Below are 18,583 nucleotides of genomic sequence, written 5' to 3' on the forward strand. Positions count from 1 at the left end.
CACCATGCTGGAGAAAGAGCCGGGGACGGAAGTCGGGTTGAAGCGCTGGCTCGAAGGCATCGGTCTCGGCCACTACACCGATCTCTTCGCGCAACACCGCCTCGATCTCGATGTCATGGGAGACCTGACCGAGGCTGATCTTGCCGAGCTCGGATTGCCGCTCGGCGATCGCAAGCGGCTGCAGCGGGCGACCGCGTCGCTGTTCCAGGCCGAGACGACGGAGGCGCCGGCCGCGCTGGCGCGCCCGCCCACCCGCACCGAGGTCGGTGCCGAGCGGCGTCAGCTCACCACCATGTTCTGCGACATGGTCGATTCCACCGCGCTCTCCGCCCAGTTCGATCCGGAAGACGTGCGCGACATGATCGCGAGCTTCCGCGAGACCTGCGTGCGCGTGGTCAAGCATTACGAGGGCTTTGCCGCCCGCTTCGTCGGCGACGGCATTCTGGTCTATTTCGGCTATCCGACCGCGCATGAGGACGACGCCGAGCGCTCGGTGCGTGCCGGGCTCGAGATCGTGCGGGTGCTCTCGACGGCGCGCGCGATCGAGCCGCGCGGCGCGCTCAGCCACGCGCCCGCCGTCCGCATCGGGATCGCGACCGGCCTCGTCGTGGTCGGCGACCTGATTGGCCAGGGCACCGAAGAGCGTGATTCCGCGGTCGGCGAAACCGTCAATCTGGCCGCACGTCTACAGGCGCTGGCGCCGCCCAACGGCGTGGTGATCTCCTCCTCGACGCAGTCGTTGCTGAAGGGGAAGTTCGATTACCGCAATCTCGGCGCCCACGCGCTGAAGGGCATCTCGGAGAAAACCCAGGCCTGGCATGTCGTGCGCGCCACGCGGGTGGAGACCCGCTTTGCGGCCGCCATGGGCACGCGCCTGACCCCGCTCGTTAACCGCGAGGAGGAGATCGCGCTGCTGATGGGGCGCTGGCAGCAGGTCAAGGAGGACGACGGCCAGGTCGTCGTCAATTTCGGAGAGCCCGGCATCGGCAAGTCGCGCATCATCCAGGAGGTTTTTGAGCGGATCGCAGGCGACCGGCACGGACAGGTGTCGTTCCAGTGCTCGCCCTACTACACCTCCACGGCCTTCTATCCGTTCGTCGAGCAGCTCAAATTCTCTCTCGGCCTCGATCGCGAGGATGTGTCCGCGCTGTCGCTGGCGAGCCTCGAGAATGCGATTGTCGCCGCCCACGGTGATATCGAGCAGGTGGCGCCGCTGTTTGCCGCGCTGCTGTCGATCCCGATCGGCGAGCGCTATCCGCCGCTCGATTTGTCGCCGCAGCAGCAGAAGGACGCGACGGTCGCGGCACTGGTGAGCCACTTCCTGGGCCTCGCGTGCGAGATGCCGCTGGTGATCGCCTTTGAAGATCTGCACTGGATCGACCCGACCTCGCGCGAGGTGGTCGATCTCCTGGTCGACCGGGTGCAGAACCGGCCGATCCTTGCGATCATCACCGCGCGCTCCGAATTCCAGCCGAGCTGGAACGCGCATTCGCATATCACCACACTGGTGCTGAACCGGCTGAGCCGGCCGTTGCGCACGACGCTGGTCGAGCGGGTCGCCGGGCGCGAGCTGCCCAAGGAGGTCATCGAGGAGATCATCGTCAAGACCGACGGCGTGCCGCTGTTCCTGGAGGAACTGACCAAGACGGTTCTCGAATCCAACCTGCTGACCGAGCGGCATGGCCGCTACGTGCTGTCGGGCCCGTGGCGGCAACTCGCGATCCCGGCGACGTTGACGGACTCGCTGATGGCGCGTCTGGACCGGATGGGTCCGTTCAAGCGGATCGCGCAGATCGGCGCCACCATCGGCCGCGAGTTCTCCTACGAGACCCTGCATGCGGTCGCCAACACGCCGGCGGAGCAGATCGAGGCGGCGCTGACGCACCTTGAGGAGGCGGGCCTGATTATGCGGCGCGGCCATCCGCCCGACGCGCTCTACTCCTTCAAGCACGTGATGATCCAGAATGCGGCGCATGCAAGCCTGTTGCACAGCGAGCGACGCAAGCTGCATTCGAGCATCGTGCAGGTGCTCGCCGAGATGTATCCGGAGAAGACCGAGCGCGAGCCGGAGCTGCTCGCCCACCATCTGACGGAGTCCGGCCAGTGCGAGGGCGCGGCGAGCTTCTGGCTCAAAGCCGGCAAGCAGGCGGCCAAGAGCGGCGCCAATCTCGAGGCGATCGGCCATCTGCGCCGGGGCTTGAGCGTCGTGCAGGCCAATGCCCGTATGCAGGGCGCCGACGAGATGGAGCTCGAGCTGCGGATCGCGCTCGGCAACGCGCTGATCGCCGCCAAGGGCTACGCGGTGCAGGAGGTCGAGGAAAACTACATCCGCGCGCTCGAGCTCGGCCAGCAGCTCGATGACGACGAAAAGGCCTTTGCCGCGACGCGCGGGCTATGGGTCTGTCATTTCATCCGCGCCGATCTCACCCGCGCGCATGATCTCAGCGTTGAGCTTTTGAAGTTCGCCAAGCGCGAGCGGCTCAAGGAGCGGGCGGAACCGGCGCAGCAGACCGGCTATCTGATCGAGGCGCACCGCTCGATCGCGATGACCATGCTCTATCGCGGGCGCTTCGCCGCCGCGCAGCATCATCTGCACCGCTGCATCAATCTCTACAGCCCCGATTTGCACTCCGACCTGATGGAGCGGCACGGCACCGATCCCGGCGTCGTCTCGCTGTCCTATCTCGGCTATCTCCTCTGGTTCCTCGGCCGGCCCGACGCGGCGCGCCAGCACAGCGAGCAGGCGATCCTGCATGCGGAGAAGATCCGCCATCCTTTCTCGCTCGCTTTCGCATTGGTGTTCGGCGCCTATCTCTGCCAGCATCTACGCGATATCGAGGGCACGCGCGACCACGCCAACCGCGCCATGATCATCGCCACCGAGCACAATTTCCTCCACTGGAAGCAACAGGCCGCGATCCTGCGCGGCTGGGCGCTGGCGCAGCTCGGCGAGGCCGACGAAGGCATCAGCCAGATGCGGCTCGGCCTCGACGAATACGAGGCGATGGATTCCTGGCTCGCCGGCTGCTGGTTCCGCTGCCTGCTCGCGGAGGCCTATGCCAAGGTCGGCATGCGCGACGCCGCCTTGCGCGCGCTGGACGGTGCGCTTGCGACCGCACGACGGACCGGCGATCACTCCTACCTCGCCGAGGTCTATCGATTGCAGGGTGAGATCACCTTGTCGGACGGCAATCCGGCTTCGGTGCAGGAGGCCGAAGACTTGTTCGAGCTGTCGCTGGAGACGGCGCGCAAGCAGGGCGCCTTGTCCTGGGAGCTCAGAACTGCCGTCAGCCTCGCACGGCTGTCGCACCAAGCAGGCAAGCGTGAACACGCCAGTTTGTTGCTCCTGCCGATCGTCGGCAAGTTCAACGAAGGATTCCTGACGCCGGACCTGAAGCTGGCCATGCAGCTCGTGCACGAGATCGGTGGCGACACACCCGTCCGTCAGCAGGCCGATCCGGCGAAATGAGCGATCTGTCCGCCGCGCGTGCGCGCTACGTCGAGCTGATTGCGAGGCGCGAGCGGATATCCTCACCGCGACTGCTCTCAGCGCTAGCGACGATTCCGCGTGAAGATTTTCTGGCGAGGGGGCCCTGGCGCATCAAGAGCGAGGCGGCCCGCAGCTATCGCCTGACGCCCGACGCCGACCCGGTCCATCTCTACGACAATGTGCTGGTTGCGATCGATGCACGCCGCAAGCTCGACACCGGACTGCCGAGCCTGTGGGCGCATTTCATCGATCTGCTCGGCGTCGGGGACAAGGACCGCGTGGTCCAGATCGGTTGTGGGCTCGGCTATTTCTCGGCGATCCTGTCGGAGATCGTAGGCCCGAAGGGCAGGGTGCATGCGATCGAGTGCGACGAGCGGCTCGCGGTGCGTGCCGCCGCCCATCTTCGCGCCTATCGGAATGTCGAGATTATCAACGGCGACGGCTGCCGCGATATCAGCGAGCCGGCCGACGTCATCATCGTGCATGCCGGCTTCTCGCATCCGCATCCGCTCTGGCTTCAATCACTCCGCCCGCGCGGCCGCCTGCTGGTGCCATTGACGCAGCGGGACCGGGAAGGTGCGGCGCTCAAGATCATGCGCAAGGGCAAGGGATTCGAGGCCGAGGCGGTGCAGCAGATCCGGATCTTTCCCGGCCAGGGCCGCGGGCTGACGGCGCTTGACGACCGCGTCGCCGACTGGTGGCAGCGGGCCTCGTCGCTGGCGCCGCTGCGCTTTCGCGGGATCGCGCAGGGGCTGCCGGCGGATTAAGCTGACCGGGCAAAGTGGTAACTATTGGGAAGTTGCACTCTGTTTTGTTCCCGGCGGGTTGTCTATATTTGCGGCTTGGTCTGGATGAACAGATGGGTGACTCATTGAACGAGGGAGTGGTCGGTGACACCGCGAAGCTGATGATGCATCGGCTGATTGCGCGGAGACTTCGTCACGACCCATCTTTGGTGGAAAAGGCCAAGGCGGCTCACACGCGGCAGGCTGACCAATTCACCGACTGGCCTTTCGTGCGCGAGTGGCAGGAACTGCTTGCCCTTCCAACTGGGGAACTTGCGTCGAAACTGATCAGTCGCGATCGCGAGATGGTGAGGCTGCGCAACTCGTCCCCGTTCTACCTCGTCGAAGACGTTCATTTCGGCGACTATGACGCAAGAATCCGATTGAGGAGAGCTGCCAGACGTGTCGTCGAGCGCGGCCTGGGCACTCGCGCGGCTTCCTGGCGGGGGCCTTGATGTCGGGGGCCGGCGCGCTGCGTACCTTGGAGGATCTGCTCAGGGTCGTCAGGGCTCTTGCTTACGAATTCGAAACCGACACTGTGTTTGTCGTGGGCAGTCAGGCGATTCTGGCTTCTATGCCGGACGCCCCTGAGGCCGCCAGAGAGTCGCCGGAAATCGACGCGTTTCCAGCGAATGCGAGAATCTGGGAATTGACCGAAGCGAAGCGCACGCGCGACGGTGTGCAGCCCATCGCGTCGGAACATATCGACGGCCTCTTTGGATCGGAAAGCCAATTTCATCGCACGCATGGCTTCTACATCGATGGCGTCGACGAGACGACAGCAAAGCTTCCCAAAGGCTGGCAGGGCCGGGCAGTCAGTGTGCAAACCGAAGTCGCGGGACGGATTGTGACCGGGGTGGCACCTGCGCCAGAGGACCTCGTTGTGTCCAAACTTGCCCGGCTGGATGAGAGAGACAAGCGGTTCGTAAGCGCGATCCATACGAAGCGTCCGATGGACCTGGCCCTTGTCGAGCGAAGGATCCGCGAAACCGACCTTGATCCCGCTGTCGCGGAGAGGGCGATTGCGTACGTCAAAAGCTTGAAGCCCGAAGGTTAATCTTCTTCATCCGCTGTTTCACTTTACCTTGATTCGGAATGTGAGTTTTCCATCCCTCCCAGCGAGGCTATGACTGCGGACTAATGGCCATTTGAGCACGCATCATGCATTCCGTTGCCCTGCTGACCGCCAGTTATGCCAAGGATATCGAGCGCTTCTCGCTGCTCAGCGAGAGCATCGACACCTGGCTGACGGGTTACACGCGGCATTATGTTCTCGTTAACGATGAGGACGTGCCGCTGTTCGAACGGTTTGCGTCCGACAAGCGCGTCATCGTTCCGGCCTCGCGTTACCTGCCGAAATGGCTCTGGGCGCTGCCGCCGGCGCTCCAGTTCATCAGCAATCGCCGTGTCTGGTTGTCGCTGCTGTCGTCGCCAGTGCACGGCTGGCACATCCAGCAGATCCTGAAGATCGCGGGCGTGCTCAATGCGCCCGAGCAGCGCGTCTGCATTCTCGACTCGGACAATCTGTTCTTCCGCGAGTTCGACGTCGGCCAATATGCCGGCGCGGAGAAGACGCCGCTGTTCGTCACGCCCAAGGGGATCGACGCCGACCATCCCCTGCATGTGCTTTGGCTCCGCACCGTCGATCAGCTTCTCGGTGTCAAGGAACGTTCGTTCCCGGCAGACGACTATGTCGGCAACGCGCTGGTCTGGGACAAGGACGCCGCGCGCGCGATGACCGACGCCATCAAATCGGCGACGGGCCTGAGCTGGGCCTTGGCGCTGTGCCGGAAGAAGAAATTCTCCGAGTACTTGCTGTATGGAAACTTCGTCGCGAGCTCGCCGAAACATCTGGCGGCACACCGGGTGACGGAAGACAGCATCGCCGTCTCGCACTGGGACGATACCCGCCTCGATCGCGCGGCGATCGAAGCGATGATGGCCGCCGCATCGCCCGAGCAGGTCGCGCTCTGCATCCAGTCCTATTCGTCGACCTCGATCGACGACATCCGCGACGTCTTCCGTCTGAATTCGCGCGACCACCTCGGTCCCAGCCTGTCTCCCGACCACATGGGAGACACGACCGCTTTCGAGACACCCAAAACGCGTTAGACCCGACGCGCTAGACTGGCCCTCACACGTCCTTCGTGAACTTGCTGATGACGTCCATGAACGGCTTCGGCTTGAACTCGCCGTCGAGCGGTAGCGGACGGTTCGGCTGCTTGTCCTTGCGGGCGAAGGTGCCGTTGATCCAGCTGTAACGATCGGAAATGCCCCAGGTCAGGATCGAGCGCACCGGTCCGCTGGTCGCGATCGCCGTCAGCAGATCGTCGACACGCTTGGCAACGATGGCGTCGCGCTCCGAAGGACTTCCCGTCAGCTTCTGATCGTCGACGTCGAGCTCGGTGACATACACCTCGAGGCCCCACGCACGGAGCTCGGTAACGAACTCGGCGAGCCCATGGGTGTCGATCTCGAGCTCGGCATGCAGATGCGATTGCAGCCCGACCGCGTGCAGCGGCACGCCCTGGTCGAGCAGACTCATGATGAGGTTGCGGTAGGCGGCGCGCTTGGCGATGAACGAGTCCTTCGCCGACTCGATATCGTATTCGTTGATCGCGAGCTTGACGTACGGATCGGCTGCGGTCGCGGTGCGGAAGGCGAGCGGAATCCAGCGGTCGCCGAGATGCTGGGTCCAGAACGTGTCGCGCCGGTCGGTGACGCCTTTGGGATTGTCGGGGATGGGCTCGTTGACGACATCCCACGAGGTCAGCTTGTCCTTGTAATAGGACACGACGGTGTTGATGTGATCGACGTAGGCGCGCTCGACGCCTTTAGAATCCTTGATCTGCTTGGTCCAGTCCGGAATGTCGTGATACCAGGCGAGCGCGTGGCCGCGCATGGTCAGGTCGTTCTTTTGCGCGAAATCATAGATGGCGTCGGCGCGCTCGAAGGCGAAAGTGTGCGCGTCCGGCCGCAACATCGGCCATTTCAGTTCGAGCACCGGCACCACCTGGGTGCAATAGGTGCTGATCGCCTCGCCGAGCCGCGGATCAGCCTGCAGGTCCCAGAGCGTGGCGGCGGCGCCATAGCCCGGACGGCGCTGCGCAAGTTTCGACGCCGGAAGTGCTGACGCCGATGCGCCTGCTGCGAGCGTCGCGGCGCTGCCGAGGAGGAATTCGCGTCTGTCGAGCTTCGTCACCGTGGCGGCCGTCCTTTCGGAACCAACGCGCCAATGTACCAAGCGGCGCATTGCGACGCCGCGGTTTCCTGTTGTTGGGTTAATTGTCGCGAACAGTCTTGTCAGCGCGCCTGACGCTGCATCGCCGCTTCAGCGATCCCGTAGTAGTGAAGCGCGCCCTTTTCGAGCGTCAGATTGTCCATCACATAATCGCGAGGTGCGAAGTCGCCCGCGCTGACTTGCGACCAGAAGTTGCTCCAGCCGGAGACGAAGTCGTTCGCGTCGATGAACGTGCGACCGCAACGCGCGTCGAAATAGGGCACCGAGGACACGCCGCCTTCGTATCTCACCTTGTCCGGAAAGTACTCCGGATCCTGCCACGGCCCGCCGCGATTCCACGCGAACACGGGCACGCCGCACGCGAGCGCCTGCTGGCAGGCGATGCCCTGGCTCTCGTGCTCGCAGAGGAAGACCATGCTGCGGCTACGCGCCAGCGCGGCCTTGTAGTCGTCTTCCTTGTAATGGCCGTAGCGGATCACTTCGACCGATCGGCCGCTCGCTTCGAGATGCCGGCGGATCGGTTCGATCAGCTCGCTCGCGTAGCGCTCGTGCTCCCAACGCACCTTGTCATAGAGCAGCACATCGACGCTCTTCTGCGCAGCTGTGGTCTCAGTCCACAAATCGGTTTCGATGCCGACCGGCCAGACCTCGACATGCGGCCAGTACGGCCGGCACATCTGCGCATACCAGCTGCAGGGCACCAAAATCGTCTTCTTGTACAGGTCTTTCAGATGCTCCGGTGCATCCACGGGATGGTTGTACATGGCGACCCCGAGCAAAAGCGGGTTTGGCCAGGCGAACCAGTCGAGCACGAAGGGACGCCCGATGATGCAGGCAAGCTCGTCGGGGTGCTTGCGGATGTAGCCGTAATCGTTGACGCGATAGCGGATACCGACCCTGTCGAGCCCGGCACAGAGATTGAGGAACACGCGCCGCTGGCCGCTGATCCAGGATTTTCCGAGCAGCATCCGCCGCAGCAGCGGCCGGACGTGGCGGTCGCCGGGAAACCAGCGGTCGTCCCGCTCCTCGAAGAACAGGTTCAGCGTCATCCGCTCGTCCCCGCCGGCGGGGGCGGCCGGGACCAGGGACGCATCCGTCCCGTCATGGGGCAGGGAGGCAGGGTTAGCCTGTATTCGCTCGGCAACGTCCATGTCAGTCACGTCCACGCATTAAGAGAAAGCCGGGCGACGTCTTGAAATCATGGTTTCTTTTCGGTGATTGCGTTGGTCCGTTCAAGGACAGGGCAAATTTAACGCTAACGCGCGAAACCGGTGGGCCCGCCCCATTCGCGGGCCCATTTGCAGACTTATGTGACATTCTTGGGAGATGCTGCGGCGCAGTCCGATCGCCAAGCCTCTAGATCGTCAAGCCTTTAGATCGTCAAGCCAAGGTCCAACTGATTAACGGCCACTCGATTTCAAGGCCGCCGGTCCCGTGCACGCATGCTGAATCGCCATTTCTCGATCTACCTGGTCGCCTACATCCTGCCTGCGGCGGTGGGCTTCTTCGCGGTCACCGCCTACACGCGGCTGCTGACGCCGGCGGAGTATGGCGTCTATGTCGTCGGCATCAGCGTTGCCGGAATTCTGGGGGCGATCTTCTTCGCCTGGATCAAGCTGTCGGTGTCACGCTACCAGGCGATGTCGTCGGAGGTCGATTTTCGCGGCACGGCGATGGTCGCCTTCGCGCTGACGGTCGTCGCCATGTGCGCCGCGACCCCGCTGGTGTTCCTGTTCCGCAGCGATGTCAGTGTCGAGCTCGTGCTGGCCAGCATGTTCGTCGCGATCATGTCGAATGCGGTCGATGTCGGCCAGGAGTTCGAGCGCGCCAAGCTGCGCCCCTATCGCTTCGCGGCGATCTCGATCGTGCGCAGCGTGTCGAGCGTTGGCTTCGGCCTGCTCGGGATCTGGCTCGGCTGGGGCGGCATGGGCCTGCTCGCGGCGTTCGGCCTGGGCTCGCTGACCGGCATCATTCTCAATCTCGTCGGCGATCGCACCAAGATCGCGCACTTTTCACGCAGCCAGTTCACGCAGCTGGCGCGCTACGGCCTGCCGCTGACCCTGGCCGGACTTTCGGTCGCGGTCTACTCGGCCAGCGATCGGCTCATCGTCGCCTGGCTGCTCGGCAAGGATGCCGCCGGCATTTTCGGCGTCGCCGCCGACTTGCCGCGCCAGTTCATGGTCATGATCGCCTCCAGCGTCGCCGCGGCCACCGTGCCGCTGGTGTTCCGCTCGCTGTCGGAGAAGAACAACGAGACGACGCAGGAGCGGCTGACCGAGAGCCTCGAATTGCTGCTTGTCGTCGTCGCGCCCGTCGCCATCTGGCTGGCACTCGCGGCGGACCAGGTCGCCGGTACGCTCGTTGGTGTCGATTTCCGCGCCGGCGTGTCGGCACTGCTGCCGACGTTGGTGCTAGCCCGCTTCTTTGGCATCGCCAATCAGTTCTACGTGCAGATCAGCTTCCAGCTCGCCGAGCGGCCGTTCATGCTGGCGGCGCAGTCGTTCCTCACGCTGGTCGTGAGCGTGGCGCTGATGTTCGCGCTGGTCGCAGGTTACGGCATCTACGGCGCAGCACTGGCGACGCTCGCGACCGAGGCGATCGGCTTCGTCGTCGCGGTCGCGCTGATGCATCGCGCCCATCCGGTGCCGTTCGACGTCAACCGGCTCGCCGGCGTCGCCGCGTCGGCCGCGGCGATGGCGGGCGCGATCCTCGTTGCGCGGTCGCAACTCAACGGCACCGGTATTGTGGCGCTGATCATCGTGAGCGTTGCAGGCGGCCTCGCCTATGTCGCCGCCGCGTGGCTGCTGAACGTCGCGAATGTGCGGACGCTGTCGCTGCGCTTCCTGCGGACGTTGAACCGCAAAGCGCTGGGCGTGTAACCGCCCCAAGTTCCCCCTTGCGTTCTATTCCTTGTCGCGGAATGCTGCGGCCTGGCTGGGCAGCTGCGCATCACATTTCATAGCGGCGGCCCGAGCCATGTCCTGTTGCGCTTGAAAAGCAAAGTTCGTTCTGCTCATAAGAGGGCTGAAATTGCGCTGCAACATGCGCAAAAGAGCCCATCGACTAAAGTCGATAGCCAGCGAGGAAACCAATAATGCGCAAGCTCACTTTGGCCATTGCCTTGATCGCCCCGATGCTCGGTCATGCAGCGTCGGCCGAGGACACTCTCAAGATCGGCTACATCGATCCGCTCTCCGGCGGTGGCGCCAGCGTCGGCGAGGGTGGTTTGAAGACATTCCAGTATCTGGCCGACGAGCTTAACGCCAAGGGCGGCATCCTCGGCCACAAGATCGAGATCGTCCCGCTCGACAACAAGACCAATCCGCAAGAGAGCCTGGTGCAGGCCCAGAAGGCGATCGACGCCGGGGTTCACTACATCACCCAGGGCAACGGCTCGTCGGTCGGCGCGGCGCTGTCGGACTTCGTCACCAAGAACAACTCGCGCAATCCCGGCAAGGAAGTCCTGTACTTCAACTACGCCGCGGTCGATCCGAGCCTGACCAACGAGAAGTGCAGCTATTGGCATTTCCGCTGGGATGCGAGCTCCGACATCAAGATGGAAGCGCTCACCAACTATATGAAAGACCTGCCCTCGGTCAAAAAGGTCTACCTGATCAACCAGGACTATTCGTTCGGCCAATCGGTGCGCACGGATGCGCGGAAGATGCTTGCTGCAAAGCGGCCTGACGTGCAGATCGTAGGCGACGAGCTGCACCCGCTGCTCAAGATCACCGATTTCTCGCCCTACATCGCCAAGATCAAGGCATCCGGTGCCGACAGCGTCGTCACCGGCAATTGGGGCCAGGACATCGCGCTGCTGCTGAAGGCCGCGGCCGACGCTGGCCTGAAGGTCAACTGGTACACTTATTATGCCGGCGGCGCCGGTGGCCCGACCGCGATCAAACAGACCGGTCTCGACCATCAGGTCTTCCAGATCACCGAAGGCTTTGCCAACTCCGGCAATAGGGCTGCGATGGACTACGAGAAGGCGTTCCGCGCCAAGGTGAACCTGTCGCTGTGGTATCCGCGCGCGGTCAACGAGATGCGGATGTTCAAGGCTGCAGCCGAGAAGGCCAATTCGATCGACCCCGTGAAGGTCGCGGCGGCGCTCGAGGACCTCAAGTTCGAGGTTCTCGACGGCGGCGAGGGTATCATGCGCAAGGACGACCATCAGTTCTTCCAGCCGATCTACATCTCCTCCTTCGGCAAGCTGACCGAGAGCGAGCCGTTCGACGAGGAGAGCACCGGTTGGGGCTGGCATCTGGTCTCCAAAATCGACACGCCGAAGGCCATGGTCTCCACGACCTGCAAGATGGCGCGGCCGTAATCACGAAGCCTGTCGTTGTTCCTCGGCCATCATGGGCTGCGGGGTGACGGTAGGCGGACGATTTTTGATTGGACGATGTTCACCGGGGCCATCAGGCCCCGGATATTCATGAGTGCGCCGTGCTTGAACTCATTGTCATTTCGACCCTGAACGGTGTGCTCTTCGGCATGCTGCTCTTCCTGCTGTCGAGCGGGCTGACCGTCATCTTCAGCATGATGGGCGTGCTCAACTTCGCCCATGCCAGCTTCTACATGCTCGGCGCCTTCTTCGGCTTCCAGCTCACCAAATGGATCGGCTTCTGGCCGGCGCTGGTGCTGGCGCCGCTTCTGGTCGGCGCCATCGGCATGGCGGTGGAGCGCTACGGCTTGCGCAACACCCACAAGCACGGCCATGTTGCCGAGTTGTTGCTGACGTTTGGTCTCGCTTTCGCGATCGAAGAGATCGTCTCGATGATCTGGGGCAAGAGCCCGCTCGACTACCGCGTGCCGGCGCTGCTCGACTTCCCAGCCTTCACGATCTTCTCGACCAACTATCCCGCCTACAAGATCTTCATGCTGGCCGTGTCGGTCGTCATTTTCGTGGCGCTGCTGATCGTGCTGAAGCGCACCCGGGTCGGCCTCATCGTGCAGGCGGCGCTGACGCATCCGCACATGGTCGGGCATCTCGGCCACAATGTCGGGCGCGTCTTCATGGCGGTGTTCGGGGTCGGCAGTGCGCTCGCCGCTCTTGCCGGCGTCATTGCGGGGCCCGCCCTGGTAACCCAGTCCGACATGGCCGCCTCGCTCGGACCCATCCTGTTCGTGGTCATCGTGTTTGGCGGTCTGGGCTCCTTGCCCGGCGCCTTCATCGCCTCGCTCGTGATCGGACTGGTGCAGACCTTCGCGGTGGCGCTCGATGGCTCGCTGGCGAGCGCCTTCGGGCCGCTCGACCCGTCGGCGGGACCGTCCGTCCTCACCGACATCTGGAACGTCACGATCGCCCAGGTCGCGCCGATTGTTCCCTATATGCTGCTGGTGCTCATTCTGATCGTTCGCCCCATGGGCCTGATGGGGACGCGCGAATCATGACCACGGCTACGACTTCGACATCGAAGGTTACGACCAAGCCTGTCGGCGGAAGCCTGCGCTTCTACGGTGTCTGGCTGATCGGGATCATCGCGCTGATCGTCCTGCCGATGATCTTCTCGTCGGGCGGCTCGCTGACATCCTTCAGCCTGATCGGCATCGCGATCGTGTTCGCGCTGTCCTACAACATCCTGCTCGGTCAGACCGGCCTGCTGTCGTTCGGTCACGCCGTGCATTACGGCCTCGGTGGCTTCGCGGCCTGCCATATGATGAATGCGGTGGTGTCGCATGGCTGGCCAATCCCGCTGCCGTTCATTCCGCTGTTCGGCGGGCTAGGCGGCCTCGTGTTTGCGATCATCATCGGCTGGGTCATGACCAAGCGCGCCGGCACGGTGTTTGCGATGATCTCGCTCGGCATCGGTGAGCTGGTGGCATCCTCCTCGCTGATCCTGCGCTCGGTGTTCGGCGGCGAGTCCGGCATCACCACGGACCGCACCGCGCTGCCGAAAATGCTCGGCTGGTCGTTCGGGCCGCAGCTTCAGGTCTATTATCTCATCGCCTTCTGGCTGGTGCTGTCGGCGATCGCGATGTACGCGCTGACCCGGACGCCGCTGGGACGGATCAGCAATGCCGTCCGCGACAATCCCGAGCGTGTCCAGTTCATCGGCTACGATCCGCACGTCGTCCGCTACATCGCCTATTGCTTTGCCGGGTTTTTCGCCGGCGTCGCCGGCGGCCTGACTGCGATCAATTTTGAGATCGCGAACTCTGCGCTCCTCGGTGCGATCCAATCCGGTCTGGTGCTGTTCTCCACCTTTATCGGCGGTACCGCGTTTTTCTTCGGCCCGATCTTAGGTGCGATTCTCGTCACCTATCTCCAGCTCGGGCTGACCAACCTCACCACGGCCTGGCAGCTCTATTTCGGCATCATCTTCATCGGCATCGTGATGTATGCGCCGGGCGGCATCGCCGGCCTGTTGATGATGCATCGTCCTCTGATCCGCGCCGGGACGCTGTGGACGGTGATCCCGTCCTATCTCGTTGCCATCGTGCCGACGGTCGCACTGGCCTGCGGCGTGATCCTGACCATCGAGACCGTTGCACGTTTCTCCGGCGGCGACGCGATCAATTTGTTCGGTATTGCCTTCAATCCGACATCGCCGGCGACATGGATCGCGGCTGCGGTTCTTGTTGTCGGCGGCGCGTTCGTCGCGCGGTTGACCTGGCTACGGATCGCGGAGGCATGGGACCGGGCTACCACGGTCGCACGTGACCGGGGGTATCTGGCATGAGCGGAGCGGTATCTGAAAAGAGCGCAGCCATCGAAGTCCGCGCCGTCGAAAAGCGTTTTGGCAATGTCGGTATCATCCGCGACCTCAATCTCAGCGTCGCCAAGGGTGAGCGTCACGCCATCATCGGCCCGAACGGCGCCGGGAAATCCACGACGTTCAACCTGATCAGCGGCCACATCGCGCCCACCTCGGGCGAGGTGAAGCTGAACGGCGATCTGATCTCCGGCTTGCGGCCGTTCGAGATCAACCGCCGCGGCCTGTCGCGCTCGTTCCAGGTCACTAATGTGTTCGCGCGCATGACGGTCTGGGAGAACGTGCGCTGCGCCGTGCTGTGGGCGACGGGACATCGCTACGCGTTCTGGAAGAACGTCGACAGTCTGCCCGAGGTGCGCGAGCGCACGGCGCAAATCCTCGATGACATTCATCTGACGCACCGGCGCGACGTGCCGGCCGGGCTTCTGACCTATGCCGAGCAGCGCGAGCTCGAGATCGGCATCACCATCGCGAGCGGCGCGACCGTCGTCATGCTGGACGAGCCGACTGCGGGCATGAGCCACGCCGAAACCGATCGCGCCGTGTCACTGATCCGGCGACTGACCGAAGGCAAGACGCTCGTGATCGTCGAGCACGACATGAGCGTTGTGTTCGGCCTCGCAGACCGCATCTCGGTCTTGGTTTACGGCCACATCATCGCCTCGGGCACGCCGGAGGAGATCCGGCGCGACCCGAAGGTCAAGGAAGCCTATCTCGGCGAGGAAGCGCACTGATGCTCGAGGTCAGGGATCTCCACGCCTATTACGGCAAGAGCCACATTCTCCAGGGCGTCGATCTCGACGTCGGCGCCGGTGAGGTCGTGAGCCTGCTCGGGCGTAACGGCGTCGGCCGCTCCACCACGGTCAAGGCGATCATGGGCGAGGTCGCGCCGCAAGGCACGATCCGTTTCAAGGGCAAGGACATCGCCGGCCTGCCCAGCTACAAGATCGCCCACCTCGGCCTCGGCTATGTGCCGGAACATCGCGACATCTTCCCGAGCCTGACGGTTCGGCAGAACCTGCTGCTCGGCATCAAGGACACGCGCCGTCCCGGTAAATGGCGGCTGCAGGACATGCTCGACATGTTCCCCAATCTCGCCGCACGCGCCGATACGGCCGCGGGCGTGCTGTCCGGCGGCGAGAAGCAGATGCTGACGACATGCCGGACGCTGATGGGCGATCCCGACCTGATCATGATCGACGAGCCCACCGAAGGCCTCGCGCCGCTGATTGTGCAGCAGGTCGGCGATCTCATCGCGCGGATCGCGCAAGCCGGCGTTGCCATCCTCCTCGTCGAGCAAAAACTGTCGATCGCGATGCGCATCTCCAAGCGTGTCTACATCATGGGCCACGGCCGCGTGGTGTTCGAAGGCACGCCGGACGAGCTCAAGGCCAATGCCGCCGTACGGCAGGAATGGCTCGAAGTCTGACGGCTGCGGCCTGCGCATACGCATCTGTATTCTGCGCTACATCTCACGCCCGATAATCAAGGTATCGTCGCCCGCGCCGACATCGCAAGCGATGCGGCGGATGATAACCAAGAACAGAAGTGGAGGACGTTGACCGCGGCCTTGTGAGCCCGCGCGTCGATGCACCCGCCAGGGAAGGAGATGCCGCGCATGCCCGGCCACACATTCAAGTTCATCGGCGGAGCCGTCGCTCTGCTTGCCGTCCTGGGCGCTGCCTCGACCGCGACAGCCGGAAATTACGATACCGGCGCGACCGACACGGGCATCAAGCTTGGCCAGACCATGCCCTATTCGGGACCGGCCTCGGCCTATTCCGCGATCGGCCGTGCCGAGATCGCCTATTTCAAGATGCTCAACGAGAAGGGCGGCATCAACGGCCGCAAGGTCGATCTCCTCAGCATGGACGACGCCTACTCGCCGGCGAAGACGGTCGAGCAGACGCGTCGTCTCGTCGAGAGCGATGAGGTCCTCGCGATGTTCTCGATGCTCGGCACCGGCCCGAACATCGCCGCGCAAAAATATCTCAACGTCAAGAAGGTCCCGCAGCTGTTCCCGTCGAGCGGCGCCAGCCGCTGGAACGATCCGCAGCACTTCCCCTGGACCACCGGTTCGCAGCCGACTTACAGGACTGAAGGGCGGATCTACGCCAAGTGGATTCTGGCGAACAAGCCTGACGCCAAGATTGCCGTCATCACGCCGAACGAGGATCCCGGACGCGACTATCTCGCCGGCTTCAAGGAGGGGCTCGGCGAGCACGTCAACCAGATCGTGTCGGAAGCCGTGTACGAAACGACGGACGCGACCGTCGACTCCCAGATCGTGAAGTTCAAGGCCGCCGGCGCCGACGTTCTCTTCAACGAGTGCACGCCGAAATTTGCGGCGCAGGCGATCAAGAAGGTCGCCGAACTCGGCTGGAAGCCGCAGATCATCGTTCCGGCCGTCTCCAATTCCGTCGGCTCCGTGTTGGCGCCGGCCGGGCTCGAGAATTCCGTCGGCATCGTCACCGGCGCCTTCCTGAAGGATCCCGGCGATCCGCGCTGGGAGAATGATTCCGGCATGAAAGCCTGGCGCGAATGGATGAAGATCTACAATTCCGGCGCCGATCCCGCCGACATCTTCAACGTCACCGGCTACACCATGGCGCAGATGATGGAGATGGTGCTGCAGCGCGCCGGCAATGATCTCACGCGCGCCAATTTGATGAAGCAGGCGCAATCGTTCAAGGACGTCGAGCTGCCGATGCTGCTGCCCGGCATCAGGCTCAACACCTCGGCCGAGCAGGTCACGCCGATCCGCCAGTTGCAGATGGCGCGCTTCAACGGAAAATCCTGGGAGCTGTTCGGCGACGTTCTCGGCGAGTAGTCTCGATGCATCGTGACAGACGGGCAGGGCGCTGGCCTTGCCCGCCTGCCCGTGAATGCTTCCTCCAACCACAGCGAAGAGACGATGGCACCAACCGGCCCCCTCAGCGGCATCCGCGTTCTCGATCTGACGAGCGTGCTGTTCGGACCCTATGCCGCGCAGATGCTCGGTGACTGGGGCGCCGACGTCATCAAGATCGAGCCGCCATCGGGCGATACATGGCGCTACACCGGCGTGTTCCGGAACCGCGGCATGAGCGGCCAGTTCATGGCGGTCAACCGCAACAAGCGCAGCCTCGCGCTCGATCTGAAGCATCCGGACGGCAAGGCGGCGCTCGCTAAACTGATCCCGACGGTCGACGCGCTCGTCACCAACGTGCGCCCCGCGGCGATGGCGCGGCTCGGCTTCGGCTACGACGACTGCGCAAAACTCAATCCGCGGCTGATCTATGCTGCCGCGACCGGTTTTGGCCAGGACGGCCCGTGGGCGGCGCGGCCCGCCTTTGACGAGATCATCCAGGCGGCGTCGGGCCTGGCATCATCGATCGGATCTGACGAGGAGCCGGAGTTCGTTCCGAGCCTGATCGGCGACAAGATCTGCGCCATGGCGATGGTCGGTGCGGTGTCCGCCGCGCTGTTCCGGCGCGAGCGTACTGGCCAGGGTCAGATGGTCGAGGTGCCGATGCTGGAGACGATCGCGGGCTTCAACAGCATCGAGATGCTGGGCGGACACGCCTTCGATCCGCCGATCGGTCCGACCGGCTACAAGCGCATGAAGAACCGGCGTCCGGTCAAGACCAAGGACGGTTGGCTGACGATGCTGCCTTATTCGGGCGACAATTGGTGCGCCTTCTTCGAGGCCGTCGGCCGCCCCGAATTGAGTGACGAGCTCGGCGTGCGCGATCCCGTGCTGCGCTCGCACAACATCGACAAGATCTACGATCGCATGAGCGAGATCGGACCGACCCGCACCACGGCGGAGTGGGAGGAACTTTTGCTGCGGCTTGACGTGCCGCACACCGCCTTCGCTCGTCTCACCGAGATCGGCGACCAGCCGCATCTCGCCGCGGTCGGACTGTTTGCGGAGATTGATCATCCAACCGAGGGACGGATTCGCCAGGCGCGCCCCGCGACAAGGTTCTCCGAAAGCCCGGCCGGCATCCATCGCATGGCGCCGCGCCTTGGCGAGCACTCGCGCGAGGTGTTGCACGAAGCAGGTCTGAGCGACGCCGAGATCGAAGCGCTGGTTGCGAACAGGGCAGTTGGCGCACCGTAGAGCGGGCGCACCATTCTGACGTATCGCTTGCCGCCAGCCCGGCCACGGTTGCGCCAATCCGCGAGAGGCTTGAGTACACCTGTTCATCCTCCGATGCGCTGTTTGGCGAGGTTATCGCCAATGGTGCGGCCTGGCGCAATTCTCTGTGATTCCAGTCACATCCCGTCCCGCCGCCTCCGAAGGCTGACATTCTGTCGCAGCGCGCCGGCCAGCTCCAGGCCGGCCCCGGCCGCGGACCGCCCTTCC

15 protein-coding genes are annotated in these 18,583 nt (G+C 63.8%); 13 read left to right on the forward strand and 2 right to left on the reverse strand.

Annotation, left to right across the window (positions count from 1 at the left end; all coding sequences use genetic code 11):
- Positions 1 to 4 precede the first annotated feature (4 nt).
- From ACLFLU_RS10020 to ACLFLU_RS10040, 5 genes are all read left to right on the forward strand, one after another.
- On the forward strand, positions 5 to 3,469 hold the full coding sequence (locus ACLFLU_RS10020) for an ATP-binding protein (protein WP_426412027.1): 3,465 nt from the start codon (positions 5 to 7) through the stop codon (positions 3,467 to 3,469).
- On the forward strand, positions 3,466 to 4,257 hold the full coding sequence (locus tag ACLFLU_RS10025; RefSeq protein ID WP_426412028.1) for a protein-L-isoaspartate O-methyltransferase family protein: 792 nt from the start codon (positions 3,466 to 3,468) through the stop codon (positions 4,255 to 4,257). Before ACLFLU_RS10020 ends, ACLFLU_RS10025 begins: the two co-directional genes overlap by 4 nt.
- A 92-nt stretch (positions 4,258 to 4,349) precedes the next feature.
- Positions 4,350 to 4,730: a hypothetical protein gene (locus ACLFLU_RS10030; protein WP_426412029.1), complete on the forward strand. Its 381-nt coding sequence runs from the start codon at positions 4,350 to 4,352 to the stop codon at positions 4,728 to 4,730.
- Complete coding sequence (locus ACLFLU_RS10035; RefSeq protein WP_426412030.1) at positions 4,730 to 5,332, forward strand: DUF6036 family nucleotidyltransferase; 603 nt, start codon at positions 4,730 to 4,732, stop codon at positions 5,330 to 5,332. The genes ACLFLU_RS10030 and ACLFLU_RS10035 overlap by 1 nt, the downstream gene beginning before the upstream one ends.
- Positions 5,333 to 5,436: 104 nt before the next feature.
- Positions 5,437 to 6,387: a DUF6492 family protein gene (locus tag ACLFLU_RS10040; protein ID WP_426412031.1), complete on the forward strand. Its 951-nt coding sequence runs from the start codon at positions 5,437 to 5,439 to the stop codon at positions 6,385 to 6,387.
- Between the two features lie 22 nt (positions 6,388 to 6,409).
- Here the strand turns inward: ACLFLU_RS10040 and ACLFLU_RS10045 are convergent, their stop codons facing one another.
- Entirely contained in the window at positions 6,410 to 7,477 is a 1,068-nt protein-coding gene (locus ACLFLU_RS10045; RefSeq protein ID WP_426412032.1) for an endo-1,4-beta-xylanase, read from the reverse strand.
- Between the two features lie 101 nt (positions 7,478 to 7,578).
- Entirely contained in the window at positions 7,579 to 8,667 is a 1,089-nt protein-coding gene (locus ACLFLU_RS10050; protein WP_426412033.1) for a glycosyltransferase, read from the reverse strand.
- A 291-nt stretch (positions 8,668 to 8,958) separates the two neighbouring features.
- Here ACLFLU_RS10050 and ACLFLU_RS10055 point away from each other — a divergent pair, with 291 nt between their 5' ends.
- The 8 genes from ACLFLU_RS10055 (at position 8,959) to ACLFLU_RS10090 (ending at position 18,337) form a co-directional block, all read left to right on the forward strand.
- The gene (locus ACLFLU_RS10055) at positions 8,959 to 10,395 is read left to right on the forward strand and encodes a lipopolysaccharide biosynthesis protein (protein WP_426412034.1); all 1,437 of its coding nucleotides are present in this window, start codon (positions 8,959 to 8,961) and stop codon (positions 10,393 to 10,395) included.
- 215 nt (positions 10,396 to 10,610) lie between these two features.
- A complete protein-coding gene (locus tag ACLFLU_RS10060; RefSeq protein WP_426412035.1) occupies positions 10,611 to 11,843 on the forward strand; it encodes a branched-chain amino acid ABC transporter substrate-binding protein in 1,233 nt (410 codons plus the stop codon).
- Between the two features lie 119 nt (positions 11,844 to 11,962).
- The gene (locus ACLFLU_RS10065) at positions 11,963 to 12,910 is read left to right on the forward strand and encodes a branched-chain amino acid ABC transporter permease (protein WP_426412036.1); all 948 of its coding nucleotides are present in this window, start codon (positions 11,963 to 11,965) and stop codon (positions 12,908 to 12,910) included.
- A complete protein-coding gene (locus ACLFLU_RS10070) occupies positions 12,907 to 14,199 on the forward strand; it encodes a branched-chain amino acid ABC transporter permease (RefSeq protein WP_426412037.1) in 1,293 nt (430 codons plus the stop codon). The genes ACLFLU_RS10065 and ACLFLU_RS10070 overlap by 4 nt, the downstream gene beginning before the upstream one ends.
- Positions 14,196 to 14,966 (forward strand): ABC transporter ATP-binding protein, encoded by a 771-nt coding sequence (locus tag ACLFLU_RS10075; RefSeq protein WP_426412038.1) that lies wholly within the window; start codon positions 14,196 to 14,198, stop codon positions 14,964 to 14,966. The genes ACLFLU_RS10070 and ACLFLU_RS10075 overlap by 4 nt, the downstream gene beginning before the upstream one ends.
- Positions 14,966 to 15,661, forward strand: coding sequence for an ABC transporter ATP-binding protein (locus ACLFLU_RS10080; RefSeq protein WP_234685767.1), 696 nt, complete (start codon positions 14,966 to 14,968; stop codon positions 15,659 to 15,661). The genes ACLFLU_RS10075 and ACLFLU_RS10080 overlap by 1 nt, the downstream gene beginning before the upstream one ends.
- 189 nt (positions 15,662 to 15,850) lie before the next feature.
- On the forward strand, positions 15,851 to 17,062 hold the full coding sequence (locus ACLFLU_RS10085) for an ABC transporter substrate-binding protein (protein WP_426412039.1): 1,212 nt from the start codon (positions 15,851 to 15,853) through the stop codon (positions 17,060 to 17,062).
- Positions 17,063 to 17,146: 84 nt separating this feature from the next.
- On the forward strand, positions 17,147 to 18,337 hold the full coding sequence (locus ACLFLU_RS10090; RefSeq protein WP_426413959.1) for a CaiB/BaiF CoA transferase family protein: 1,191 nt from the start codon (positions 17,147 to 17,149) through the stop codon (positions 18,335 to 18,337).
- Positions 18,338 to 18,583: the final 246 nt, after the last annotated feature.

This window comes from Bradyrhizobium ganzhouense (genome assembly GCF_049949285.1).
GTDB lineage: Bacteria > Pseudomonadota > Alphaproteobacteria > Rhizobiales > Xanthobacteraceae > Bradyrhizobium > Bradyrhizobium ganzhouense.

Coding starts and splice junctions, on each gene's coding strand:
- ACLFLU_RS10040 (WP_426412031.1), top strand. CDS start 5,437: ATGCATTCCGTTGCCCTGCTGACCGCCAGTTATGCCAAGGATATCGAG.
- ACLFLU_RS10055 (WP_426412034.1), top strand. CDS start 8,959: ATGCTGAATCGCCATTTCTCGATCTACCTGGTCGCCTACATCCTGCCT.
- ACLFLU_RS10080 (WP_234685767.1), top strand. CDS start 14,966: ATGCTCGAGGTCAGGGATCTCCACGCCTATTACGGCAAGAGCCACATT.
- ACLFLU_RS10070 (WP_426412037.1), top strand. CDS start 12,907: ATGACCACGGCTACGACTTCGACATCGAAGGTTACGACCAAGCCTGTC.
- ACLFLU_RS10050 (WP_426412033.1), bottom strand. CDS start 8,667: ATGGACGTTGCCGAGCGAATACAGGCTAACCCTGCCTCCCTGCCCCAT.
- ACLFLU_RS10035 (WP_426412030.1), top strand. CDS start 4,730: ATGTCGGGGGCCGGCGCGCTGCGTACCTTGGAGGATCTGCTCAGGGTC.
- ACLFLU_RS10030 (WP_426412029.1), top strand. CDS start 4,350: ATGGGTGACTCATTGAACGAGGGAGTGGTCGGTGACACCGCGAAGCTG.
- ACLFLU_RS10025 (WP_426412028.1), top strand. CDS start 3,466: ATGAGCGATCTGTCCGCCGCGCGTGCGCGCTACGTCGAGCTGATTGCG.
- ACLFLU_RS10085 (WP_426412039.1), top strand. CDS start 15,851: ATGCCCGGCCACACATTCAAGTTCATCGGCGGAGCCGTCGCTCTGCTT.
- ACLFLU_RS10020 (WP_426412027.1), top strand. CDS start 5: ATGCTGGAGAAAGAGCCGGGGACGGAAGTCGGGTTGAAGCGCTGGCTC.
- ACLFLU_RS10075 (WP_426412038.1), top strand. CDS start 14,196: ATGAGCGGAGCGGTATCTGAAAAGAGCGCAGCCATCGAAGTCCGCGCC.
- ACLFLU_RS10090 (WP_426413959.1), top strand. CDS start 17,147: ATGGCACCAACCGGCCCCCTCAGCGGCATCCGCGTTCTCGATCTGACG.
- ACLFLU_RS10060 (WP_426412035.1), top strand. CDS start 10,611: ATGCGCAAGCTCACTTTGGCCATTGCCTTGATCGCCCCGATGCTCGGT.